The sequence below is a fragment of the Jiangella asiatica genome, assembly GCF_004349065.1.
GTDB classification, from domain to species: Bacteria; Actinomycetota; Actinomycetes; order Jiangellales; family Jiangellaceae; genus Jiangella; species Jiangella asiatica.
Genome location: NZ_SMKZ01000018.1, coordinates 17251 through 39887 on the forward strand (window position 1 = coordinate 17251; position 22637 = coordinate 39887).

A 22637-nucleotide genomic window follows, 5' to 3' on the forward strand; every position below is an offset into this window, starting at 1 on the left:
TCCCCGGAACAACCGAGGAACTCCCCGATTGGAGGGGTTGACGATGCGGTCGGACGGACAGCGCAACCGCGCCGCGATCCTGGCGGCGGCCACGGCGTTGTTCGCCGAGAAGGGCGTTGGCGCGCCCTTGGACGAGGTCGCCCGCCGGGCCGGCGTGGGCAACGCCACGCTGTACCGCCACTTCCCCACCCGCCGCGACCTGCAGGTGGCTGTCGCCGCCGACGAGGCCACCGCACTGCGCGAATACGCCGAGGTCCTGGCCGCACAGGACAGCCCGGCGGAGGCGTTGTTCGGCTGGCTGCACGCTTACGTGCGCCACGTCGCGGCCTGGCCGGCCTTGATCGCCTCGGCCACCGACTCCGGCAGTGCACGCAGCGTCGACGGTGCCGTTCCAATCGGGACGGGGCCGTACTGGCGCTGGCGGGCGGAGACCGTGAGTGTCGCCGCCGAGCTGCTGGAGCGCGCACACGGCGGCGGCGCCGTTCGAACCGACCTCGAAGCCTGCGACCTGATCGCGCTCGCCGACGGCATCGCGCTCACCGCGCCCGCACCCGGACGGATGGACCGCCTGCTCGGAATGCTCCGCCATGCCGCCGTACCCGTGCCCGTTCCGGCTTGACCGATCGCGACTACTCTGGATGTGATGACCAGCGCGCCTGACCCCGATGTCGCCGTCCGCAGGATGGCGGCGGAGTCGCTGGCCGGTGACGACCCGACCGGCTGGTTCGAGCGGCTCTACGCCGCCGCCGACGACGGTGCCGCCGTCGTGCCCTGGGACCGCGGCGCGCCGCACCCGCTGCTGATCGACTGGCTCGGCCGGCCCGACGATGCCCGCGGCCAGCCACGACCGGCCGGCACCGCCGTCGTCGTCGGCTGCGGCCCGGGCTTCGACGCCGAGCTGCTGGCCGGCCACGGCTGGACCACCACCGCGTTCGACGTCTCCGCCAGCGCCGTCGCCGCCGCCCGGCGCCGTTTCCCGGACACCACGGTCCGCTATGTCGCTGCCGACTTGTTCGACCCGCCGCGCGCGTGGCGCCAGGCGTTCGACCTGGTCGTGGAGATCATGACGGTGCAGTCGCTGCCGGTGCGCCTGCACCAGCGCGCCACCGAGGCCGTCGCCGGCTTCGTCGCACCTAACGGCACCCTGCTCGTCGTCGCCACGGCACGCACCGGGTCCACCGAGCCGGCCGGCCCCACCGAGGGCCCGCCGTGGCCGCTCACCCGCGAGGAGGTCGAGGCCTTCGCCGTCGGCGGCCTCACCCCGGTCAGCGTCGAGCAGCACGACGGCACGCCGCCGTTCCAACATTGGCGCGCGGAGTTCCGGCGGTGACAGGCGACCTCGGGCTGTTCGGCCCGGACAGCGTCAGCTGGCGGGTGCACCGCGAGCCAGTGCTATGGCTGGCCGGCCTGCGCGCGCTGTACCTGCAGGCGCTGCACCCGCGTGCCGTTGCCGGCGTCGTACAGAACTCCGACATCCGCCGCGACTGCTGGGCCCGGCTGATGCGCACCGCCGAGTACGTCGGCACCGTCGTCTATGGCACCACCGAGCAGGCCGAACGTGCCGGTCGGCGGGTGCGCGGCATCCACGCCCGGTTGCGCGGCCGCGACCCGCGAACCGGCGAGGAGTTCCGCGTCGACGACCCCGACCTGCTGCGCTGGGTGCATGTCACCGAGGTCGAGTCGTTCGTCTCGACCGCCCGGCGCGCCCGCCTGGGTCTCACCGACGACGACGTCGACCAGTACTACGCCGAGCAGGTCCGTGCCGCGGAGCTGGTCGGTCTCGATCCCGCGAGCGTGCCGTCCAGTGCCGCGGACGTCGCAGCCTTCTACGACGACGTGCGGCCGCGGCTCGCACTGACCGCCGAAGCCCGCGACGTCGCCAAGTTCCTGACGGTGCCGCCCATCCCGAACCGTTTGATCCTCCCGATCGGCCGCACCGCGTGGCTCGGCGTCGCGACGACGGCGTTCGCCCTGCTCCCCCGCTGGGCGCGGCGGCTGTACCGCCTGCCCGGGTTCCCGACGACGGATCTCGCGGCATCGCTCGCGGTAGTCAGCCTGCGCCGGGTCAGCAACGCGCTGCCGGTCCGTGAAGGCCCCATCTACCGCGACGCCATGCGCCGCGCCGAGCAGCTCGGGACGGCGCCTCAGCCGGCCGCCCGGTAGTCCAGGTACACCTCGGCCCGGACCTCCGAAGGAAGGTGTCAGCCGTGCTCGAGGACGGCCATCGCGGCCGCCCGGCCGGGGATGCCGCTCACTCCACCGCCCCGCCGCGCCCCGGCGCCGCACAGCACCACCTTCGGGTGGGCGGTCTCGACACCCCAGTGCCCGACCTCGGCATCGGTCTCCGCGAACGGCCAGGACAGGTCGCGGTGGAAGATGTGCCCGCCGGGCAGGCCGACGTCGATCTCCAGGTCGACCGGGGTGCGCGCCTCCAGGCACGGCTGGCCGTCGGCGTCGACGGCCAGGCAGTCCTCGATCGGCTCGGCGAGCACGGAGTTCAGCGACGCGAGTGTGGCCTTGACGGCGCAGTCGCGGGCGCCGTCGTTGTCGTAGCGGAACAGCCGCGCCGGCATGTGCAGGCCGAACAGCGTGATGGTATGTGCGCCACCCGCGCGCAGCTCCGGGCCGAGGATGGACGGGTCGGTCAGCGAATGACAGTAGATCTCGCACGGCGGCAGCTCCGGAATCTCGCCAGCCGCGGCCTGGGCATGGGCCGCCCGCAGCTGCGTCAACGCCTCGTTGACGTGGAACGTCCCGCTGAACGCGGCGGCCGGGTCCACGTCAGAGCGCAGCCGTGGGAGCCTGGTCAGCAGCATGTTGATCTTGAGTTGGGCGCCCTCCGGCGCCTGCTCGGTGTCCGCCGCGGCACCCAGCAGGTGGTCCAGCGTCAACGGCGAGCACCCGGCCAGCACGTGCCCGGCGCCAACCTGCCGCACGTGCCCGTCGTCGTCGACGAACGTCACCTCGCCGGCTGGGTCGACCGCCGTGACCTCGGCGTTCGTCACCAGGGTCGTCCCAGCGGCCAGCGCCGCGTCGCGCAGTGCCTCCGTGACCGCGCCCATGCCGCCCACCGGGACGTCCCAGTCGCCGGTTCCGTTGCCGATGAGGTGGTAGAGCAGGCAGCGGTTCTGCCGCAGCGAGTCGTCGTCGACGTCGGCGAACGTGCCGATCAGCGCGTCGGTGAGCACCACGCCGCGCACCGCGTCGTCACCGAACCGCGCGCGCACCGCTCGCCCGGCCGGCTCCTCGAACAGCTCGCGCCATGCCTCGTCGTCACCGACGACGGCGCGCATCCGGTTGCGTGACAGCAGCGGAGCCGTGAGGGTCGGGAACACCCGGCGGGCCACCCGGGCGGTCAGGTCGTAGAAGCTCTCCCAGGCATCGTGGTCGGCCGTGCCGCCGGTGACGGTTTCGAACGACGCCCGCGTCCGGGCCCGGTCCGCGGTGTCGACCAGCAGCCCGCCGTCGCCCACCGGCGTGTACGACGAGTACCGGCGCCGCCGCAGCGTGACGTCCAGCCCGAGCTCGTCGACGATCAACCGGGGCAACAGCGACACCAGGTAGGAGTAGCGCGACAACCGGGCATCGACACCCGCGAACAGACGCGCCGACACCGCCGCTCCCCCGACGTGCCCGAGGCGCTCCAGGACCAGCACGCTCCGCCCGGCCCGGGCCAGGTACGCCGCGGCGGTCAGGCCGTTGTGCCCGCCCCCCACGACGACGGCGTCATACCGGGCGGCGAGCTGCGGGACGTTGATCGACATTCAGACATCGTCACCCGAGCCGCCCCTCCGGCGCCAGCCGTTGGACTGCCGCTCGGGAAAGTCGGATCCAGCCGACAACCTGGCGCCGTCGAATTCCGTCGAGAGAATGACAGTTGAGCGGCTGCGAGGAGAGCGACGTGGCGATCGGACAGGCACGGGCCGACGAGTTCGCCGCTACGCTCCGGTGTGCTATTGGGAGGCCGCGTCGACGTCGGACGGTCCCTAGTCTTCCCAGGCCCCGCTCATGGAGCCCACGGCCCAGGCCGGGTCGCCCATCTGGGTGCCGCCGCCGATCTGGAGGATCTGGTTGCCGTCGCGCTCGATCGGCCGAACCAGCCAACTGTGGTTCTGTGCGTTCCAGGTCAACACGTACTCCGTGTCCCGGCGCAACATCGTCATCCTCCGTGAGTTCTCGTCGCGTGTCCCAGCGGCCCGTCGACATCCCGGTCAGCTCGCCCAGAGCCAGTGGCATCGATGATCCCCCCATGGTGACGGACCCGCAACGCGAACGACGCCCGACACGCGGCGTTTCGCCTGGTCGCGAGGGCTCCGCGGCTCGCCGGAGGCAAATTTCGTCCGTTCGGTCGTAACGGGTACTGGCCGAACGGACGAGGTCCGCGGGTGAGGTCGGCAGATGGAGGCCAGTTTGCCCAATCCCGCGGGCGCCGTCCGTCGTATACGCAACGGGCGGTCCGTCCGGCCCGTCCCTGGTTCCGGTCGAAGGAGACATCATGCGTAGGTGGTTGACCCGTTCGATGATCCCGATCGTGATCGCGTCGTCCGCTCTGGCGCTCAGCGCCGGCCCGGCGAGCTCGAGCGGCGACTCTCGCTCCACTCCCCTCGTCACCGTGCTCACCGGCGCTCAGGAGGCCCCGGGTCCGGGCGACACCGACGGCCGCGGGGTGTTCGCCGGCGTCGTCAAGGGCGACACACTCTGCTACGTGCTGGTGGCCAACCGGATCGAGCCGGCGGCCGCGGCGCACATCCACGTCGCTCCCGCCGGCGAGCCCGGCCCGATCGTGGTGGGCCTCACGCCGCCCAACCGGGTCAGCGCCGACTGCATCACCGCCGTCCCGGACGCGCAGAACACCCAGGACACCCTGTCGGAGTCCGAACTGGCGGCGATCCTTGCCACCCCGAGCGACTACTACGTCAACGTCCACAACGAGCCGTTCCCGGCCGGCGCGATCCGCGGCCAGTTCCGCTGACGGCGGGGTCATTTCACCGGACGCGTCCTGGGCCTGGGTGGCTCACTCTCCCAACCGGCCCCGCGGTGTCCCCCGGGCCCAGGACGTCAGGCCGAGCCGTCGGCCAGCATATGCCCTTGCAGTTATATAGCTGAGCGGCTATCTTCGAGGTGTGCCCGAACCGTTCAGCGTGCTTGCCGAGCCGGCCAGGCGGCGCATTCTCGACCTGCTCTTGAAGCGCCCTCGCCTGGTCGGTGAGCTCACCGACGCCCTCGGCATCTCACAGCCCGGCACCTCCAAGCACCTGCGGGTGCTGCGCGAGGCCGGGCTGGTGACCGTGCGGCGTGACGGTCAGCGACGGTGGTACGAGCTGCGCGCCGAGCCGCTCACCGAGCTCGACGCCTGGCTCACCCCGTACCGGTGGATGTGGGCCGACCGCTTCGATGCCCTCGAGCGGCAGCTGGAATCCGAGTAGCTGGAGACATCATGACCGAGACCCTGCGCACCGAGGGCGACCGGAGCGTCCTGCGCATCGAGCGTCGCTTCGGCCACCCCAGGCACCAGGTCTGGCTCGCCATCACCGAGCCGGCCCGGCTCAGCGGCTGGTTCCCCGCCTCCGTGGACCTGGAGCTCCGCGTCGGCAGCGAGGTCCGCTTCGACTGGGGCGACGGCAAGGGCCCCAGCGCCGACGGCCACGTCACCGAGGTCGACGACGGCCGGATCCTGGCGTTCACCTGGTCCGGCGAGCTGCTCCGGTTCGAGCTGCGCGACGACGGCGACGGCTGCCTGATGATCTTCGAGCACACGTTCTCCGACCACTACGGCGCCGCCAGCTTCGCCTCCGGTTGGGTGGCGTGCCTCGATGCTCTGGAGGAGGTGGCCGACGGCGTCGCCGTCTCGCACCATCACCCGTCGGCCGAGCAGCACGACCACTACGTCACGCTGTTCGGCCTCGATGCCGGGGTCGCCGACATCGACGCCGAGCGCTGGCTGGTGCGCTTCGAGCGCCAGCTGACCCGGCCTGCCGAGGTGGCATGGCCGCTGATCGAGGCGGCGGCGCGCGACGACGGCCGCCGTGTCGTCGAGTCCGACCCGCCACACGTGCTGGAGTACGCCTCCGGCGCCACGACCGGCGACGGGCGGGTGCGCTGGGAGCTGCGCGAAGGCACCGGGCACGGCGCCCGGCTGGTGCTCACCGAGACAGGCCCGGCCATCCGGGCCGGCGACGGCGACGCCGCGCTGACCGGCTGGCGCTCACGACTGGAACGGTTCGCCGCCGAGCTGCGCGCGCTCCCTCAGCCGTGATCCGGCGGGCGTCACCGGGCTACGCCGGGACCTGCTCGGGTTCGGGCGCGCCGCCGCCGGCGGTCGGCTGGTCGAACTGGGTGCGGTAGAGCTCCTCGTACCGCCCCCCGGCGGCCAGCAGCTCGGTGTGGGTGCCGCGCTCGACGACCCGGCCGGCTTCGATGACCAGGATGAGGTCGGCGGAGCGGATGGTCGACAGCCGGTGCGCGATGACCACCGCCGTCCGGCCCTCCAGCGCCTCGGTCAGCGCCTCCTGCACCGCGGCCTCGGAGGTGGAGTCCAGGTGCGCGGTGGCCTCGTCGAGGATGACCACCCGCGGCCGGGCCAGCAGCAGGCGGGCGATGGTGAGCCGCTGCCGCTCACCGCCGGACAGGCGGTAGCCCCGCTCTCCCACGACGGTGTCGAGCTGGTCGGGAAGCCCGGCGACCAGGTCGTCCAGCCGGGCCCGGCGCAGCACCGCCCAGAGGTCGTCGTCGGTCGCGGCCGGCCGTGCCAGCAGCAGGTTGGCCCTGATCGTCTCGTGAAACAAATGACCGTCCTGCGTCACCATGCCCAGGGCCTGGCGCACCGAGGCCATGGTGAGGTCGCGAACGTCGACACCGGAGAGGCGGACGCTGCCTGCGTCGACGTCGTACAGCCGCGGCAGCAGCTGCGCGATGGTGGACTTGCCGGCGCCGGACGAGCCGACCAGCGCCACCATCTGCCCCGGCGCGACGGAGAAGGAGACGCCGTGCAGCACCTGGTCGCCGCCGCGGGTATCGAGCGTTGCGACCTCCTCCAGTGAGGCCAGCGACACCTTGTCCGCCGAGGGGTAGCTGAAGTGGACGTCGTCGAACTCCACCGACACCGGGCCGTCGGGCACCGGCCGGGCGCCGGGCCGTTCCTGGATCAGCGGCTTCAGGTCGAGCACCTCGAACACCCGGGCGAAGCTGACCAGGGCGCTCATGACCTCGACACGTGCGCTGGCCAGCGACGTCAGCGGCGCGTAGAGCCGGGTGAGCAGCAGCGCCATGGAGACGACGGCGCCGGCGTCGAGCTGGCCGCGCAGCGCATAGAAGCCGCCCAGCCCGTAGACCAGCGCCAGGGCCAGGGCGCCGACCAGGGTGAGCGCGGTGATGAACACCCACTGCACCATGGCGGTGCGCAGGCCGATGTCGCGGACGCGGTGGGCGCGCACGGCGAACTCCGTGGACTCCCGCGCCGGCTGACTGAACAGCTTGACCAGGGTGGCGCCCGGCGCGGAGAAGCGCTCGGTCATCTGGGTGCTCATGACGGCGTTGTGGTTGGCCGCCTCGCGCTCCAGCCGGGCCAGCTTCCGCCCCATCCGGCGCGCCGGCAGCACGAACACCGGAAGCAGCACGAGCGCGAGCACGGTGATCTGCCAGGAGATGTTCAGCATCACGGCCAGGGCCAGCACCAGCATGACGAGGTTGCTGACCACACCGGACAGCAGGTCGCTGAACGCCCGCTGTGCGCCGATGACGTCGTTGTTGAGGCGGCTGACCAGGGCGCCGGTGCGGGTGCGGGTGAAGAACGCGATGGGCATCCGCTGGACGTGGTCGAACACGGCCTGGCGAAGGTCGAGGATCAGCCCTTCACCGATGCTGGCCGACAGCCAGCGTTGCACCAGCCCGACACCGGCCTCGGCCAGCGCGATGACGGCGATGACGATGGCCAGGCCGACGACGGTGGATTGCGCCTCGCCCTGGATGATGGCGTCGACGACCCGCCCGGCGAGCACCGGAGTGGCCACCGCGAGGACCGCCGTCACCACGCTCAGCGTCACGAACGCAACGAGGTAGGGGCGGTGCGGACGGGCGAAGCTCAGGATGCGCCGCAGCGTGGCCCGGGAGAACGGCCGCCGGTCCTCCTGCGTGTGCATCGCGTTGTACAGCGCGTTCCACGCGGTGACTTCCATGCTCATCGGTGGTGGTCCTCCTAAATGGCGACGGTGGCCGGCGCGACCTCGCCGGCCGGTGCGTCGTCGTTCGATGGTGCGTCGTCCCCGGCCCGGACCCGGCGCAGCAAGATGGCAGCGAGCACGGCTCCGACCAGTGCGATGGACGCGCTGACGGCGGCCGTGGCCTGCAGGCCGTCGGTGAACGCCGCCCTGGCCAGCTCGACCAGGGTGGTGCCAGCACCGGAGGGTAGCTCACCGCCGACGGCGACGGCACCGGCCAGCGTGTCGCGGGCGGCGTCGGCCGCGGCCGGGTCGAGCCCGGCAGGCAGGTCGGAGTCCATGCCTGAACGGTAGACGGCGGTACCGACACTGCCGAGGATCGCGAGGCCGAGGGCGCCGCCGAACTCGTTGCTCGTCTCCGAGACCGCCGAGGCCGCGCCGGCCCGTTCCGGCGGCGCCGCGCTGATCACCAGGTCGGTTCCGAGCGCCGCGGCCGGGGTGAAGCCGACCGCCATGACGCACGTACCGGTGATCAGGACGGCGAACCCGGACGACCCGTCGACCTGCGTGATGATCGCGATGCCGGCGGCGCTGACGAACATGCCCCCGGCGATGAGGTAGCCCGGCCGGAACCGGCCCGCCAGGACGGGGACCAAGGTCATCCCGACCATCATCGCACCGGTCATCGGCAGCACCCACAGCCCGGCCCGGAACGGCGAGAGCCCTTGCACCAGCTGCAGGTACTGCATGACGAACAGGTTGAGGCCCATCATCGCGAACGTGGCCGTCGTCATGATGCCGAGCGTCGCGCCGAACGCCCGGTTGCGGAAAAGCTTCAGGTCGATCAGCGGGTCGTCCAGCGACCGCTGCCGGCGAACGAACAGCCCGGCGAAGGCCAGGCCGATCGCCACCGCACCGACCAGCAGCCAGCCGAACCCGTCCTCGGCCAGCTTCTTGATCCCGTAGATCACCGGCAGCACCGCGGCGAGCAGCAGGAACGCGCTGACTAGGTCGAGCCGGGCGGAGCCGGGGTCGCGGTACTCCGGCAACAGCAACGGCCCGACGACCAGCAACAGCACCATCACCGGCACGCCGACGAGGAATACCGACCCCCACCAGAACGCCTCGAGCAGGGCGCCGCCGACCAGTGGCCCGATTGAGCCGCCCACCATGAAGCTCATCATCCACAGCGAGATCGCGGTGGTTCGCTGGCGGTCGTCGTGGAACATGTTGCGGATCAGCGACAGCGTCGACGGCATCAGCGTCGCGCCGGCGACCCCCATCAGCGCCCGGGCGCCGATGAGCATCTCCGCACTCGTCGAGTACGCCGCCAACACGGACGCCAGGCCGAACGCCGTCGCGCCGGCCAGCAGCAGCTTCCGCCGGCCGATCCGGTCGCCGAGCGAGCCCATGGTGATGAGGAAGCCGGCGATCAGGAATCCGTAGATGTCGGTGATCCAGAGCAGTTGCGAGCTGGTCGGGGTCAGCTCGGCGCTGAGGTGCGGCACGGCCAGATGCAGTACCGTCAGGTCCATCATCACGAGCATTGCCGGGAGGCTGAGGACGGTGAGCGCGATCCACTCCTTGGCGCCCGCCCGCTGCGGAGGCACCGTCACGGTGTCGGTGGAGGTCATGCCCCCACCTTCATACCTCAACCATTGTTGAGGTCAAGCGATCGCCCGCCGAAGCGCCCGCGTCAGGCCGGGTTCCGCGCAGAGCGAACGCCAGCACCACCGCCCCGGCGGTGATCGCCGCCGCGACCAGCCCGGCCGTACGCAGTCCCTCGACGACGGGGTCCGCGTTGGCGATCGCGACGAGGACGGCCAGCCCGACCGCACCACCGATCTGCTGGGCCGTCGATCCCATCGCCGACGCGACACCCTGCTCGTCGCCGGGGACCTCGGACCCGACCGCCGCGAAGACGGCCGGATACGCCGTCCCGGCGAACAGCCCGAACATCATCAGCCCGGGCAGCAGGTACCAGTACGTCCCGTCCGTGCGCATCCCGACGGCGACGGCGGCAATCGCGACGGCGATGCCGACCATCCCGACCACGAGGGTCGCGCGGACACCCCACCGGCGCAGCAGCGGCGGCAGGAGCAGCCACGACCCGGCCATCGCCAGCGCGCTCTGCGGCAGGAAGCCCAGGCCGGCGGCGAGTGCGTCGTAGCCGAGGACGTCTTGCAGGTAGGTCGTGTAGAGGTAGTGGACGGCGGCGACCGGCCCCATGAGGACGAAGATCAGGCCGGTCGCCGCGACGAGGTTGCGGTTGGCCAGCATCCGAGGCGGCATCAGCGGCGCCTTGCCGCGACGCTCGATCGCGACGAACAGACCGAGCAGCACGATGCCCGCGGCCACCGCACCGCCCGCCCGCGCCGAGGTCCAGCCCGCCTCCGGACCGCTGACCAGGCCGAACACGATCAGCAGCGACGCGGCGGTGACGGTGACGGCGCCCGGGACGTCGAAGCCCGCGGCCCTGGTGGCGCGGCGCCGGACGGCGTCCGGGGCGAGCAGCCGGGGCGCGGCCAGCGTGGCGGCGGCCGCCAGCGGGATCATCGCACCGAAGACCGACTCCCAGCCCAGAGCGCTGGTGAGCACACCGCCCGCTCCCCCGCCGGCCAGCGCGCCGGACGCGCCGGCGACACCCCAGACGGCCAGCGCCCGGTTGCGCTCGGGTCCGGCCTCGAACCGGGTATTGACCAGCGCGAGCGTGGCCGGGAACAGCAGGGCCGAGCCGATCCCCTGGCCCGCGCGGGCGGCGACCAGCACCCCGGGCGTCGTCGCGACCAGGCCAGCCACCGACGCTACCGCGAACCAGGCGGAGCCCGCGACGAACACCCGCCGGGCGCCGACCCGGTCGACCAGCCGACCGCCGAGCAGCAAGAAGCCGCCGAAGCCCAGCGCGTAGGCGCTGACGACCCACTGCAGCGACTGGGGGCCGAAGCCGACCTCGCGCCCGATCTCCGGCAGCGCGATGTAGACGATGTTGAAGTCGACGGAGACGATGAAGTGGGCGAGCGCCAGCAGGCCCAGCACGAGCCCGGAGCGCGTCGGCGAGTTGCTCATCATGACCTCTGTTCCAGATCGTCCTCTTGGGTAGCGTCTTGTTACTGAAGCCATGATGTGTGACCATCGGCGGTACGGGAAGGAGGCACTGTGATGTCCCAGAGGAACATGGATGTGACCCGCCAGCTCATCGAGCAGGAGGCCTGCCCGGTCTCCGAGGTGATCGATCACGTCGCCGGCAAGTGGAGCGTCGGCGTGATCGTGGCAGCGGCTCACGGCCCGGTGCGCTTCACCGAGCTCGAGCGCGCCGTGAACGGCGTCAGCCGGCGGATGCTCACGCTCACCCTACGCAAGCTCGAGCGCGACGGGCTCCTTGTGCGGACCGTCTACCCCACGGTGCCGCCCAAGGTCGAGTACGAGCTCACCGACGTCGCGCGGGAGCTCCTGGACACCCTTCGCCAGCTGACCGACTGGGCCGAGCGTCACCGCATGACGATCACCCAGGCCCGGGCGACCTACGACCTGGAGAACGAGTCCGCCGCCGGCTGAACCGGATGACCTACTTGAGGACGCCCGCGGTGAGGCCGGCCTGGACCTGCTTCTGGAAGATGATGTACACGATCAGCACCGGCAGCAGCGCGATCACCAGGCCAGCGAACAGGGCGGTGTAGTCCGCGCGGAACCCGGTGTTGGCGGCCAGGGTGCCCAGGCCCTGGGCCAGCACCCGCTTGTCGCCCTCCTGCATGATCACCAGCGGCAGGACGTACTGGTTCCAGTGGCCGAGGAAGTTGAACAGCGCCAGGCTGATCATGCCGGGCCGGGCCATCGGCAGCATGACCCTGAAGAACAGCGAGAAGTGCGAGCAGCCGTCCATGATGCCGGCCTCGGCGACGGAGTTCGGCAGGGTGCGGAAGAACGCTGTCAGGAAGAAGACCGTGAACGGCAGCGAGAAGGCCACGTACACCAGTGCCAGGCTGAAGTAGCTGTTCAGGCCGAGGAACTGTCCGACGACCGGCAGCGAGCCGAGGTTGCGCACCACGAAGAACATCGGCACCAGCGCCAGGAAAACCGGCAGCACCAGGCCGCCGAGGAACAGGTAGTAGATGAACCGGTTCCCCGGGAAGTCGTACCGGGCCAGCACGTACGCGCCCATCGCCCCGAACAGCATGGTCATGGTGAGCGACATCGCGACGACGATGACGCTGTTCGTGAAGTACTGGCCGATGTTCGCCGCGTTCCAGGCGCGGGCGAAGTTGTCCCACTCCAGGCCGCCGGGCAGGCCCATCGGGTCGGTGCGGAACTCGCCGTTGGTCTTGAACGACGACACGATCGCCCACACCAGCGGCAACGTCGTGATCAGGCCCCACAGCAGCAGGAACCCGCCGTTGAGGAGCGAGAGCGCGCGCTCGCCGGCACCGACGCCCGGCTGGTGCTGGCGGCGAGCGTGGGCCCGGACCTCCGCGGACGGGCCGGCCGGTTCGGTCTGCGTCGTCGACATCACGCCAGCTCCACCCTCTCGCGCCGCAGGCCCCGCATGAACAGCATGGCCACCGCCATGGTCAGGACGAGCATGAGCACGCCGATCGCGGCTGCGTAGCCGAAGTCGTTGCTCGAGAACGCCTCGCGGTACATCATCACGCCGAGGACGTCGCCGGCGCCTTCGACGCCGCCGTTGATGCCCAGCATGATGTGCACCGTCGCGAAGGCGTCCATCGCCTGGATCGCCATGTACACCCAGCCGACCTGGACGGTGTCCCAGACCAGCGGGACGGTGACCTTGCGGAACGTCGTGAACCGGCTGGAGCCGTCCAGCAAGGCGGCCTCGTAGATGTCGCGCGGGATCGACTGCATGGCCGCGGAGAACAGCACGACGTAGAACCCGACGAACGACCACGTCATGACGATGACGACGATCCAGATGAGCCAGTTCTGCTCGGCCAGCCACAGCTGTTGCAGTGAGTCCAGGCCGACCGCGCCGAGCAGCCGGTTCAGGATGCCGCCGGCGTTCTCCGGCGCGAACACGTAGCTGAAGACGATGCCGATGATCGGCGCCGACACCACCAGCGGGAAGAAGTACACGACCTGGTAGATCGACGATCCCCGCACGCCGGTGACCGCCGCGCCTCGGCGGCGGCCACCGACGTTGAGCATCGATGCGAAGAACAACCCGAGCAGGAGCGTGAGGATGGGCACGACGAGCACGAGGATCGCGTTGTTGCGCAGCGCGGTCCGCAGCTGGTCGTCGTTCCACATCTCCACGTAGTTGTCGAACCCGATGAAGGTCTGGGTGGCCGAGAGGCCGCTCCAGTCGGTCAGCGAGATGTAGATGGCCTGGACATAGGGCGACAGCATGTAGATCGCGTAGATCCCGACCGGGGGCAGCAGGAAGGCCAGGATGAAGGGATACTTGCCGTGCCGCATGTCCGCTCGATCCTCAGCTCTCGCGGTTCTGCTTGTCGATGGAGTCGTCCTCGCGGACCTCGGTGGCGACGGCCTCGCACCGGTCCGCCCACTCGTCGACGGTGATCTCCGCCCGCAGCAGCGCGCCGGTCGCCTGGTCGATGCCGGGGTTCTCCATGTCGCCGTACCAGCTCGGGTAGTACCAGTTGATGACGTTGTCGCCGGCGGCCTGCAGCGCCGCCTGGGCCGATGCCAGACCCGGCGCCTCGATGGTCACGCCCTCGCTGGCGCCTGCCACCGAGGTCAGGCTGGTGACCGCTTCGCTGAAGCCGCGGGCGCCCTCCAGCGACAGCATCGCCCGCATGTACTCCATGGCCGCGCGCGGGTTCTCCGCGTCCGCGGGGACGACGTACGGCTCACCGGCGGTGGCCCGCACCGTCTCCAGCGGCATGACCGAGTCCGGCGACAACAGCGGGTCGGGCATCATGGCCAGCTGGAACGTCGGGTTCTCCGCGATCGCGTCCGCTTCCTCGTTCTCCAGCCACGAGCCGGACGGGCAGAACACCGCCTCGCCGCGGGCCCACAGGCCCTGGGCGTCGCGGAACTCCATGGCCTCCACACCGGGCAGGAAGTAGTTGTTCTCGCGCAGCGACAGGATGGCCGCGGCCGACTCCTTGATGGCCTCGTGGCCCCAGGCGCCCGGCTCGAGGTTGTCGATGGCGACCAGGATCTCCGGGCCGGCCAGTTTGGTGGCCATGGACAGCAGCGGCCAGTTCATGTACCGCGGCGCCGTCACACCCTGGTAGACCCACGGCGCGATGCCGGCGGCGGCGATGTCGGCGCAGACGTCCATCATCTCCTGCCAGGTGGTCGGCACCGGCCAGCCGTTCTCGTCGAGCAGCGTCTGGTTGAACCAGATGCCGAAGACGGTGAACGCGTAGTTGAGGACGTACGGGGTGCCGTTGCGCGTGCCGGCCTCGATGGCGCCTGGCAGCAGGGTGTCGCGGACCGTCACGTTCGGGTCGTCCCAGCTGGGCGCGTCGAACAGCTCGCTCAGGTCGTAGAGCAGCCCGTCGGAGATGAGCTGGCCGGGGTCCATCTGGCCGTCGCCTGAGTTGTTGACGAAGTCCGGCGGGTCGCCGGCGACGAACCGCGCTTGCAGCTCGCCGGCGATGTCGACGGCGGCATGGTGCTCGATCGTGACGTTCGGCCACCGCTCGCTGAAGATCGGCTGGTGGATCTCGGTGGCGTACTCGTCGCCGAACCCGCCGTCGAAGATGTAGATCTCCAGTGGCTGGTCCTCCGGGATGCCGAGCGGGTTGTCCTCGCTGACGTCGCCGGACGGAGCCTCCTCCGCCTCGTCGTCGTCATCCCCGCCGCCGGTCGCGCACGAGGCCAGGAAGGCCCCACCGGGCCCGAGCGCCACGCCGGTGAGGGCGACCCGCTGCAGGAAGGTCCGGCGGTCGCTGCCCGCCGGGGTGGTGCGTTCGATGCTGCTGGTCATAGCAGAACCCCTTCGTACTGGAGTGTGCCGTCAGGTGATGGCGCCGGGGTGGCAGCCAGGCGGTCCGAGGACACTAGCCCCCTCGCCGGATCCGGCCCGCGTACCGCCTGAGCAGGCCGTCGTTGTGGGTGTCTCCCCCGGGCACGTTCGCCGAGAGATAGACAGGCGGGGTCTCGCCGGCTTCGATGAGCCGGCGGACCACCTCTGCCGTGAGCAATTGCGCGAGCAGCGCCGCGGTGATGGAGGACACGGCGCACACCGCTCCGCCGCCGGGCAGCGGCAGGACCGCGTCACCGAATGGCCCGCCGTTGTCGAGGACCACGTCGGCCAGGTCGGTGAGCTTCTGGCCAGACGGGTGCCTGGACTCCACCTGGGCGCTGTGGTCGAGTGAGGTGATGGCGATGACGGGGTGACCGTTCTTCTTCGCCACCTGGGCCATGCCGACGATGCTGCCGTTGATGCCGGAGTTCGACGCGATGACGAACACGTCCGCCGGCTCGACCGGCGTGTTGTCGTAGAGCCGCTGCGCTAGCGACGGGTCCCGCTCGGTCTTCGGGTCGATGAGCGACTCCGGGTCCTCGCCGCCGTAGGTGACCAGGTCGAACAGCGCGATGCGGTTGGTCGGGATCAAGCCGCCCGCACGCCCGGCGATCTCCATCGCGGTGGCCTGCGAGTGCCCCGTCCCGAACGCCTGCACGACACCGCCGGCCAGCACCGCCCGGGCCACCAGCTCGGCGGCCCGCTCGACGGCCTCGGCCTGGGTGTCGGCCACCTGCTCGACAAGCTCGGTGATGCGGGCGAGGTACGCGGCCGCGCTGACGTCGGTCACCGCTGCTCCTTCTTCTGGGTGCGACTGGCATCCGGGCGTGGTGCCCGGTGCGAGCTGACGGCCTGGGCGGTCAGGTTGAGCGCGACGCCGGTGGTCTCGTACCGGCGCTGCGCCACGGCGACGTAGATGAGGTCGAGGACGATGAGCTGCGGGTGCCGAGCGGCCAGCGCGTCGGGCCGGAACGTCGTCTCGTGGATGGCGGTGGTGAGGACGATGTCGGCGACCTCGGCCAGCGCCGAGTTGCGATAGCTGGTGAGCGCGACGGTGGTGGCGCCGCGGCTGCCCGCCGCCGAGAGCATCTCGACCGTTTCGTAGGTGGCACCGGAGTGCGAGACGGCGATGGCGACGTCCTCCGGCCCGAGCAACGCCGCACTGGTCAGGCCCACGTGCACGTCGCTCCACGACCAGGTGGGGATGCCGATGCGGTGCAGGCACAGCTGCATCTCCCCCGCGACCAGCGCGCTGCCGCCGATGCCGTAGACCTCGACCCGGCCGGCCTTGGCGATGGCGTCGGCGGCCAGCTCCACCTCGGCGAGGTCGAGCTGGGCGGCCGTCTCCTGGATGGCTCGCAGGTCCGCCGTCGTGATCAGGTCGAGCATCTCCTGCAGGGAGTCGGTCGGCTTGATCTCGCGGCCGATGTCGATCTCCCAGCCGGCGACGGCGGAGGACCGGCCGGTCTCCTCGGCCATGGCCAGCCGCAGGTCGGCATAGCCGGGCAGGTCCAGGGCGCGGCAGAACCGGGTGACGGTGGCCGCGGAGGTGCCGCTGCGCTCGGCCGTCTCGAGGATGGTCGCGCGGGCCACGACGGCGGGCGCGGACAGCACCTGCTCCCCCACCCGCTGCAGCGCGGCGGGCAGTTCGGGCAGCAGGGCGCGGATCCGCATCAGCACCGAGTCGCCGGGTGGCCCAGACTCGGCCACCGGGTCACTCGGTAGTGTCCCTTCCGCCACGCAACCTCCTGGCTCGTCGTGGTAGTGAATTTTCGTCTGACAACTCTTAGCGTGCGGTGGTGAGAATTCTTTCTACCCTCAGCCGGATGTCAAGGGTTTGCCGAGAGTTTGTGCAAGCGTGATGTTTCCGCAGCCAGCGCGAGACCGGGGCGCTGCACGGCGCCGGGCCTGCCGGCCGCAGAGAGGACGGGTATGACCAACACCGACGGGCCGCTCGCCCTGGGCCTCGACATCGGAGGCACGTCCACGCGTGCCGTCGTCGTCGACGCCTCGGGGCGCCGGCTGGGGTCCGGGCGTTCCCACGGGGCGAACGTGACGTCGCACGCGCTGGAGCGGGCGCTCGACGCGGTCTCCGCGGCGCTGGAGCAGGCGCTCGCGACGGTGGACCCGGCCGCCGTGCGGGACGCCGTCGTCGGAGCCGCGGGCGACCGCAACCTGGTCGTCCCCGCGGTCGCGTCGGCCTTCGCCGAGCGATGGCGTCGCGCGGGGCTGACCTGCCCGTACACCGTCGTCGCCGACGCGCTCGTAGCGTTCGTGGCGGGCACGCCGTCGCCGGAGGGCACGCTGGTCCTGTCCGGCACCGGAGCCCTGGTGTGCCGCGCCGAGGACCGCCGCCTGGTGCGGCTGGTCGACGGGCACGGCTGGCTGCTCGGTGATCTGGGCTCGGGGTTCTGGATCGGCCGTGAGGCGGTCCGGTCCACCTTGGCGACCCTCGATCGCTACGTCGCGCCCGGACCCCTGGGCGTCGCGGTCATACAGACACTGCTGGGCGGCGAGGCCGACGTGTCGCGGCTGGGCCGGCCGCTGGTCGCCGACCTGATCCTGGCGGTGCACGCGAAGCCGCCGGTCGGGTTGGCCGCGCTGGCCCCGCTGGTCACCGGCAACGCCGGCGCCGACCCGGAGGCCGACCGGATCCTGCGCGCGGCGGCGGACCACTTGCTCGCCGCGGTCGCCCAGGTCCGCTCCGACGGTGATGCGACGCCGATCGTGCTGGCGGGGTCGCTGCTGACGACGGCGACGCCGCTGGCCACATTGGTCCGCGACGCCCTGGCGGCGCGCTGGCCGAGCGCCGCCGTGTCCGACGCGACCGACGGCGCGGCCGGCGCGGCGTGGCTGGCGGCGGTGTCAGCCACGCCGGCCGACACCACCAGCGACTGGCCAAGGAAGCTTCACGTCGCCCTGTTCGGCCCTTAGCAGGTGTCGGGGCGCAAGGCCACGTCCACGACGGACGGCCCGTCGCCGGGCGGCCGGACCCGCTGCGACCAGGTCTCGTACCCATCGGCCGAGACGGTGACGGTGAGCGGCATCTCGGCGCGATCCACCCAGCGCTGAACGTAGCCGTTGCGGTCCGCGGTCAGCTCGACCTCCAGGCTGCGTCCGTCGACGAGCACCGTCGCGCCCGGCAGCGCGCCGGCGTCGGCACCGTCGCAGGTCACGGTGGTCACGGTGCCGGCGAGCGCGCCCCAGCGGCGAGGCACCTCGACGTCCATCGTGACCTCGACCGGGGCGACGGCGTACGGTGTGTCCTCGCGCACCCAGACGCCGCCGCGGTACGTGCCCGGCTGGCCGACGGTCGCCTCGACCCGCACCGTCACCTCGACCTGCTCCCCCGGATCCAGCTCGACCGACGGCGACGAGACCGACAGCCACGACACGTCCGCCGGCTGGCAATCGCCGTAGGTGGGCAGCTGGTCGACCGTGGTCACGGGGTTGAATCCGGTCCGGTTCGACCCGCCGACCCGGTTCAGCCCACACGCGCTGCCGCTGCGGTACAGCACGTTGCTCGTGGCCGGCATGTCCAGCCACACGTCTGCGACGGGATCGTAGGCGAAGCTCTCGTTCGTGATGGCGCTGCCGTCATAGCCGCCGGCGACGATCAGCTCGCCCGAGGCGCCGGTGTAGGCGCTGCCCCACCGTGCTGTCGGCAGGTCCGCCACCCGGGTCCAGGTGTCGGTGGCCGGGTCGTAGGCATAGGTGTGGTTGGTGATGGTGCCGGCGCGGGTCATGCCGCCCGCGCAGACCACCCGGCCGTCGATCCCCGCGCACGCTTGCCGGGACGTGTTGATCGGGTAGTCCGCCAGCGTCGTCCAGGTATCCGTCGCCGGATCGTAGCGGAACGCGTCGCTGCGGCCGCAGTTCTGGGGGTCGCAGCCGCCGACGACGTAGAGCTGGCCGTCGAGCACCGCGGCACCGGCTCCGTAGAACCCTCTGGGCGACGGGGTGAGCTCGGTCCACCGGTCGGTGTGCGGGTCGTAGGCCCAGGTGGTGTTCCTCGTCCGCTGGTCGTTCGCGTTGCCGCCGGTGACATAGAACAGGTCACCGATGCCGGCGCCCACGGCGGCTTCGCGGGCCTCGGGCAGGTCCGCGATGGGCTCCCACACCTGGGTGGCCGGGTCGTACACCCAGCCGGCACTGACCCAGTCCAGCTGACCCACGCCGCCGATGCCGCCGACGGAGTAGATGCGGCCGCCGACCTCGCCGACGGCATTGTCCTGCACCGGGATCGGGTAGTCGGTGAGATCTGTCCAGGGCCCGTCGGCCGGCTGGTCCGCGACATCGTCGGCGGCGACGGTGTCCGACGCCGGGTCGAAGCCCAGCGGCGACGCCTCGCCCTCGACCCGCCGCACCGGCGCTCCGGCGCTGGCCGCGATCTCCTCCTGGGTCGCCGTGGTGCCGTCCGGGCGCAGGATCTCGCTGCTCCCCCGGCGCTCGGTGAGGTCCACGGTCAGCGGTGCGGTGCCGGTGTTGCTCAGCGTCACGGTCTGCTCCGCGAACTCGCCGAGCTCGAGCGTCGCCGACGGGTCGCCGTCGACCTCCAACCGCCCGGCCGCCAGCTCGATGTCGTGACCGGTGACGTCACCGTCGCCGACGGTGAGCGTCGCGGTGCCGGCGGCGTACCGGTCCCCCTCGAACCCGAGCTCCTGGTCGCCGTCACCGGACATGAACAGTGCGTAGAACCCGTCGTCAAGGCCCGGATCGTCCGGCGTCGCGATCGACTCGACACCGTCCAGGGGCGCGGCCCGTGCCGCCAGCCGCGCGCCGTTCACGGGTTCGCCGGTGTTGGCGTCGGTGACGTTCCCGATCACCAGGCCGCCTTCGACCGGGTCACAGCTGCGGCTGCCGACGTACACGTCGTCGAGCTGCCAGAAGTACGAGCTGTACCGGGCGTTGTGGTAGTGGAACCGGACGACGACCTCGGACTGGCCGGCGGCCTGCGGCACCGGGATGCTCACGTCGGCCGCGCCCTTGGTGTTCACGCGGGTCTGGTTCAGCACCGTCTCCCAGGTCCGGCCGCCGTCGACGCTGAGGTCCACGTCAGCCACGTCGCCCAGCTGCATCAGCGCCTGCCGGAACCCGATCACCGGCGCGTCGTCGTCACTGAGGTCCAAGACCGGTGTGGTCAGCGTCGTGTCGATGTAGAGCGCGCCACCGGGGCTCTGCGCGCTGGCCCAGCCTTCCGTGCCGCCGGTGAGGTTGCTCAGGTCGTACGGGTCGTCGAAGGACCAGGTGTGTCCGCTGCCGTTGTCGTCGGTGACGGTCCAGCCCTCCGGCAGGCCGTGGTCGAAGTCGGTGCCGGCTCCGGTGTAGCTGTAGCCGTAGCCCGGCGTGGTGCAGCGGTCGGTGACCCGCTCCAGCTCGACGTCCTCGGCCAGGTCGTCGTCGCCGACGGTGACCGTCGCGGCCCCGGCCTGGTAGCCGTCGTACTCGGGCTCGATAGACAGCTCGTACGTGGCACCGACCGGGACTTCGATGCTGTAGGCGCCGTCCTCGGGGTCGGTGTACACGGTTCCGCCGGGCATGCCGTCGACGGTGACCCGGGCGTACAACGGCCAACCCTGGCCGGAGCCGTCGACGACCCGGCCGCTCAGCGTCACGGTCTCCTGCCGCTCCAGTGCCACCACGAGCTCGGCCGTCTCGTCCTGGGCGACGCTCACCTCCGCCGTCCCCCCGACATAGCCGAACGCGGTCGCCGTCACCTGGTAGTCCCCGACTCGCAGCGGCACGGTGTAGGTGCCGTCGTCGCCGGTGACGCGCTCCCGGTCGACCGGGCCGTCGATGGCTATGCGGGCGCCCGGGATCGGGTCGCCGCTCGCCGCGTCGGTCACCGTCGTCACCAGGGTGCCGGTGTCACCGACCGGCGCGGAGTCCAGCAGGGCCAGCGCGTCGAGGCGGCCCTCGCCGAAGACGTTGTTGTCGTCGCCGTGGTCGCCGGCGGCACCGCCGCACTCGTCGTTCGGCGTGTCCACCGCGGACCCGTCCAGCAGGTCCCTCGTGGCCTCGACGTCGCCGACGAGCGCCGGCGCGGCCGACCACATCAGCGCCACCGCGCCGCTGACATGCGGTGCGGCCATGGACGTGCCGCTCAGCAGTTCGTAGCCGCCGTCCTTCCAGGCCGAGCGGACCGCGACGCCGGGCGCGGCGATGTTCGGCTTGATCTCCCCGTCCTGGCCGGCACCGCGGCTGGAGTCGGAGTAGACGACGTCGTCGACGTCGTACGCGCCGACGGAGTAGTTGACGATGCGGCTGCCCGGCGATCCGGAGGTCTGGCAGCGCGGGCCCTCGTTGCCGTTCGCCCACGTCGCGAAGATGCCCGCGGCCTCCCAGGCCAGGCTGATGTCCTCCATGAACGGGTCGTTCGAGGGCACCAAGCTGCCCCAGGAGTTGTTGATGACGTGCGGGCGGCGGCTGGGGTCGGGGTTCTGCCCGTTCAGGTCGGTGGGCTCGAGCATCCACTGGCCCGACGCGATCAGCCCGGCGTCGGTGCAGCAGCCGTTGGCCGCGATCCAGGTGGCGCCCGGTGCCACGCCGATCCGGTCCGCATCGCCGTCGGCTCCCACGATGATGCCGGTCACGTGGCTGCCGTGGCCGTGGTCGTCACAGGGCGCACCGGCGCACAGGCCGCTGGCGTCGAACCAGTTGTGGTCGTGGTCGAAGGTGCCGTCGGCGTTCGCGCCGCGGTAGTGGTCCACCAGCGCCGGGTGGTCGAGCAGCGCGCCGGAGTCGATGGTCGCGACGGTGATCCCCTCGCCGGTGACGCCGTACTGCTCCCACACGTCGTCGGCGCGGACGTTGGCGACGCCCCACTCGACCTCGCCGGCGGCCAGGGTGCTCGGCGCGTCCACCGGTTCGGTCTCAGGCAGCTCGTAGCTCTGGGTCGCGTGCAGGGAGTCGACCTCCGGCCGGGCGGACAGCTGCGCCGCCAGCTCCGCCGTGCCGTCCTCGATCCGGATCGCGTTGGTCGCCCAGAACGCCTCGTACGTGACGCCGGCGGCGTCCAACTGGGCGCGGACCTCGGCCTGGCTGGTCTCCGCGGTCGCCTTGAGCGCCGCCGCGACGGCGGTGCCGCGTTCGGCCCAGTCGTCGATCGCGCTGGCCGCGGCCAGGTCCGCCTGGTCGGTGAACCGCACCCACAGCGGCGCGGTCTGCTCCGCGTCGAGCGTCCTCTGCAAGGACGGCTCGATCTTCTCCTCCGGCGTGTCCGACGGCGGCACCGATTCAGTCACCGGTGGCGTCACCGGTTGTGTCACCGGGGAGGACGCCGGCGCCGACGATCCCGCCGTCGCCGGCGTCACCATCACGACCGCCGCCAGCAGGATCGCCGCTGCCCCGCCGGCCGCCCGCCTGCCCCAGTCCGATCCTGCCCGCATGCCCATCGCGTGTCCTCCAACGGCGCTTCCCGGCGGGATCGCCGCCGGCTGTCGCGCTGACAGTGGCAGTGACCATAAGCGTCGATATCGGCAACTTCCGGACCAGGATCGGGGCAGTTCGCAGGCAACTGGAGGATGTCGTCC

19 protein-coding genes are annotated in these 22637 nt (G+C 71.5%); 8 read left to right on the forward strand and 11 right to left on the reverse strand.

Annotation, left to right across the window (positions count from 1 at the left end; genetic code table 11):
* Window positions 1-43 precede the first annotated feature (43 nt).
* Genes E1269_RS14075 through E1269_RS14085 form a run of 3 tightly spaced genes read left to right on the forward strand, consistent with a single transcriptional unit; the run spans window position 44 to window position 2163 of the window.
* Entirely contained in the window at window positions 44-619 is a 576-nt protein-coding gene (locus E1269_RS14075) for a TetR/AcrR family transcriptional regulator (protein ID WP_162606413.1), read from the forward strand.
* A gap of 24 nt (window positions 620-643) precedes the next feature.
* Window positions 644-1330 (forward strand): class I SAM-dependent methyltransferase, encoded by a 687-nt coding sequence (locus E1269_RS14080; RefSeq protein WP_131895507.1) that lies wholly within the window; start codon window positions 644-646, stop codon window positions 1328-1330.
* Window positions 1327-2163: an oxygenase MpaB family protein gene (locus tag E1269_RS14085; RefSeq protein WP_131895509.1), complete on the forward strand. Its 837-nt coding sequence runs from the start codon at window positions 1327-1329 to the stop codon at window positions 2161-2163. The genes E1269_RS14080 and E1269_RS14085 overlap by 4 nt, the downstream gene beginning before the upstream one ends.
* Before the next feature lie 38 nt (window positions 2164-2201).
* Here the strand turns inward: E1269_RS14085 and E1269_RS14090 are convergent, their stop codons facing one another.
* Both E1269_RS14090 and E1269_RS32250 read right to left on the reverse strand, forming a co-directional pair.
* Complete coding sequence (locus E1269_RS14090; protein ID WP_131895511.1) at window positions 2202-3764, reverse strand: phytoene desaturase family protein; 1563 nt, start codon at window positions 3762-3764, stop codon at window positions 2202-2204.
* Between the two features lie 222 nt (window positions 3765-3986).
* Window positions 3987-4157 carry a hypothetical protein gene (locus E1269_RS32250; protein ID WP_162606414.1) on the reverse strand — a complete coding sequence of 57 codons (171 nt, stop codon included), beginning with the start codon at window positions 4155-4157 and terminating at the stop codon, window positions 3987-3989.
* Window positions 4158-4495: 338 nt separating this feature from the next.
* On the opposite strand from E1269_RS32250, the gene E1269_RS14095 reads away from it, so the two are divergent.
* The 3 genes from E1269_RS14095 (at window position 4496) to E1269_RS14105 (ending at window position 6256) form a co-directional block, all read left to right on the forward strand.
* On the forward strand, window positions 4496-4972 hold the full coding sequence (locus tag E1269_RS14095; RefSeq protein ID WP_131895513.1) for a CHRD domain-containing protein: 477 nt from the start codon (window positions 4496-4498) through the stop codon (window positions 4970-4972).
* Between the two features lie 151 nt (window positions 4973-5123).
* Window positions 5124-5426, forward strand: a complete 303-nt coding sequence (locus E1269_RS14100; RefSeq protein WP_131895515.1) for an ArsR/SmtB family transcription factor — start codon at window positions 5124-5126, stop codon at window positions 5424-5426.
* A gap of 11 nt (window positions 5427-5437) precedes the next feature.
* Window positions 5438-6256, forward strand: a complete 819-nt coding sequence (locus E1269_RS14105) for an SRPBCC family protein (RefSeq protein WP_131895517.1) — start codon at window positions 5438-5440, stop codon at window positions 6254-6256.
* A gap of 19 nt (window positions 6257-6275) precedes the next feature.
* On the opposite strand, the gene E1269_RS14110 is transcribed toward E1269_RS14105, so the two are convergent.
* From E1269_RS14110 to E1269_RS14120, 3 genes are read right to left on the reverse strand one after another with little or no spacing between them, the layout of a single operon-like run.
* On the reverse strand, window positions 6276-8180 hold the full coding sequence (locus E1269_RS14110; protein ID WP_131895519.1) for an ABC transporter ATP-binding protein: 1905 nt from the start codon (window positions 8178-8180) through the stop codon (window positions 6276-6278).
* A 14-nt stretch (window positions 8181-8194) separates the two neighbouring features.
* Complete coding sequence (locus tag E1269_RS14115; protein WP_131895521.1) at window positions 8195-9790, reverse strand: MFS transporter; 1596 nt, start codon at window positions 9788-9790, stop codon at window positions 8195-8197.
* A 10-nt stretch (window positions 9791-9800) separates the two neighbouring features.
* Complete coding sequence (locus E1269_RS14120) at window positions 9801-11222, reverse strand: MFS transporter (RefSeq protein ID WP_131895523.1); 1422 nt, start codon at window positions 11220-11222, stop codon at window positions 9801-9803.
* A 93-nt stretch (window positions 11223-11315) separates the two neighbouring features.
* Here E1269_RS14120 and E1269_RS14125 point away from each other — a divergent pair, with 93 nt between their 5' ends.
* The gene (locus tag E1269_RS14125; protein ID WP_131895525.1) at window positions 11316-11711 is read left to right on the forward strand and encodes a winged helix-turn-helix transcriptional regulator; all 396 of its coding nucleotides are present in this window, start codon (window positions 11316-11318) and stop codon (window positions 11709-11711) included.
* A gap of 10 nt (window positions 11712-11721) precedes the next feature.
* Here E1269_RS14125 and E1269_RS14130 read toward each other — a convergent pair whose 3' ends face one another.
* From E1269_RS14130 to E1269_RS14150, 5 genes are all read right to left on the reverse strand, one after another.
* Window positions 11722-12660 (reverse strand): carbohydrate ABC transporter permease, encoded by a 939-nt coding sequence (locus tag E1269_RS14130; protein WP_131895527.1) that lies wholly within the window; start codon window positions 12658-12660, stop codon window positions 11722-11724.
* Window positions 12660-13583 carry a carbohydrate ABC transporter permease gene (locus E1269_RS14135; RefSeq protein ID WP_131895529.1) on the reverse strand — a complete coding sequence of 308 codons (924 nt, stop codon included), beginning with the start codon at window positions 13581-13583 and terminating at the stop codon, window positions 12660-12662. Before E1269_RS14135 ends, E1269_RS14130 begins: the two co-directional genes overlap by 1 nt.
* A 13-nt stretch (window positions 13584-13596) precedes the next feature.
* Window positions 13597-15066 (reverse strand): N-acetylglucosamine/diacetylchitobiose ABC transporter substrate-binding protein, encoded by a 1470-nt coding sequence (ngcE, locus tag E1269_RS14140; protein WP_131895531.1) that lies wholly within the window; start codon window positions 15064-15066, stop codon window positions 13597-13599.
* A 73-nt stretch (window positions 15067-15139) separates the two neighbouring features.
* Complete coding sequence (locus tag E1269_RS14145; protein WP_131895533.1) at window positions 15140-15895, reverse strand: sugar isomerase domain-containing protein; 756 nt, start codon at window positions 15893-15895, stop codon at window positions 15140-15142.
* Complete coding sequence (locus E1269_RS14150; RefSeq protein WP_203433549.1) at window positions 15892-16815, reverse strand: MurR/RpiR family transcriptional regulator; 924 nt, start codon at window positions 16813-16815, stop codon at window positions 15892-15894. Before E1269_RS14150 ends, E1269_RS14145 begins: the two co-directional genes overlap by 4 nt.
* Window positions 16816-17037: 222 nt before the next feature.
* On the opposite strand from E1269_RS14150, the gene E1269_RS14155 reads away from it, so the two are divergent.
* Window positions 17038-18039 carry an N-acetylglucosamine kinase gene (locus E1269_RS14155; protein WP_131895535.1) on the forward strand — a complete coding sequence of 334 codons (1002 nt, stop codon included), beginning with the start codon at window positions 17038-17040 and terminating at the stop codon, window positions 18037-18039.
* Here the strand turns inward: E1269_RS14155 and E1269_RS14160 are convergent.
* Window positions 18036-22493, reverse strand: a complete 4458-nt coding sequence (locus E1269_RS14160; RefSeq protein WP_203433551.1) for a S8 family serine peptidase — start codon at window positions 22491-22493, stop codon at window positions 18036-18038. The genes E1269_RS14155 and E1269_RS14160 overlap by 4 nt on opposite strands.
* Window positions 22494-22637: the final 144 nt, after the last annotated feature.

What these genes read in the sequence shown, in the direction of transcription:
- E1269_RS14090 (WP_131895511.1), bottom strand. Translation starts at nt 3,764, where the DNA reads ATGTCGATCAACGTCCCGCAGCTCGCCGCCCGGTATGACGCCGTCGTC.
- E1269_RS14110 (WP_131895519.1), bottom strand. Translation starts at nt 8,180, where the DNA reads ATGAGCATGGAAGTCACCGCGTGGAACGCGCTGTACAACGCGATGCAC.
- E1269_RS32250 (WP_162606414.1), bottom strand. Translation starts at nt 4,157, where the DNA reads ATGTTGCGCCGGGACACGGAGTACGTGTTGACCTGGAACGCACAGAAC.
- E1269_RS14135 (WP_131895529.1), bottom strand. Translation starts at nt 13,583, where the DNA reads ATGCGGCACGGCAAGTATCCCTTCATCCTGGCCTTCCTGCTGCCCCCG.
- E1269_RS14095 (WP_131895513.1), top strand. Translation starts at nt 4,496, where the DNA reads ATGCGTAGGTGGTTGACCCGTTCGATGATCCCGATCGTGATCGCGTCG.
- E1269_RS14115 (WP_131895521.1), bottom strand. Translation starts at nt 9,790, where the DNA reads ATGACCTCCACCGACACCGTGACGGTGCCTCCGCAGCGGGCGGGCGCC.
- E1269_RS14120 (WP_131895523.1), bottom strand. Translation starts at nt 11,222, where the DNA reads ATGAGCAACTCGCCGACGCGCTCCGGGCTCGTGCTGGGCCTGCTGGCG.
- E1269_RS14155 (WP_131895535.1), top strand. Translation starts at nt 17,038, where the DNA reads ATGACCAACACCGACGGGCCGCTCGCCCTGGGCCTCGACATCGGAGGC.
- E1269_RS14105 (WP_131895517.1), top strand. Translation starts at nt 5,438, where the DNA reads ATGACCGAGACCCTGCGCACCGAGGGCGACCGGAGCGTCCTGCGCATC.
- ngcE (WP_131895531.1), bottom strand. Translation starts at nt 15,066, where the DNA reads ATGACCAGCAGCATCGAACGCACCACCCCGGCGGGCAGCGACCGCCGG.
- E1269_RS14160 (WP_203433551.1), bottom strand. Translation starts at nt 22,493, where the DNA reads ATGCGGGCAGGATCGGACTGGGGCAGGCGGGCGGCCGGCGGGGCAGCG.
- E1269_RS14125 (WP_131895525.1), top strand. Translation starts at nt 11,316, where the DNA reads ATGTCCCAGAGGAACATGGATGTGACCCGCCAGCTCATCGAGCAGGAG.
- E1269_RS14080 (WP_131895507.1), top strand. Translation starts at nt 644, where the DNA reads ATGACCAGCGCGCCTGACCCCGATGTCGCCGTCCGCAGGATGGCGGCG.
- E1269_RS14075 (WP_162606413.1), top strand. Translation starts at nt 44, where the DNA reads ATGCGGTCGGACGGACAGCGCAACCGCGCCGCGATCCTGGCGGCGGCC.
- E1269_RS14130 (WP_131895527.1), bottom strand. Translation starts at nt 12,660, where the DNA reads ATGTCGACGACGCAGACCGAACCGGCCGGCCCGTCCGCGGAGGTCCGG.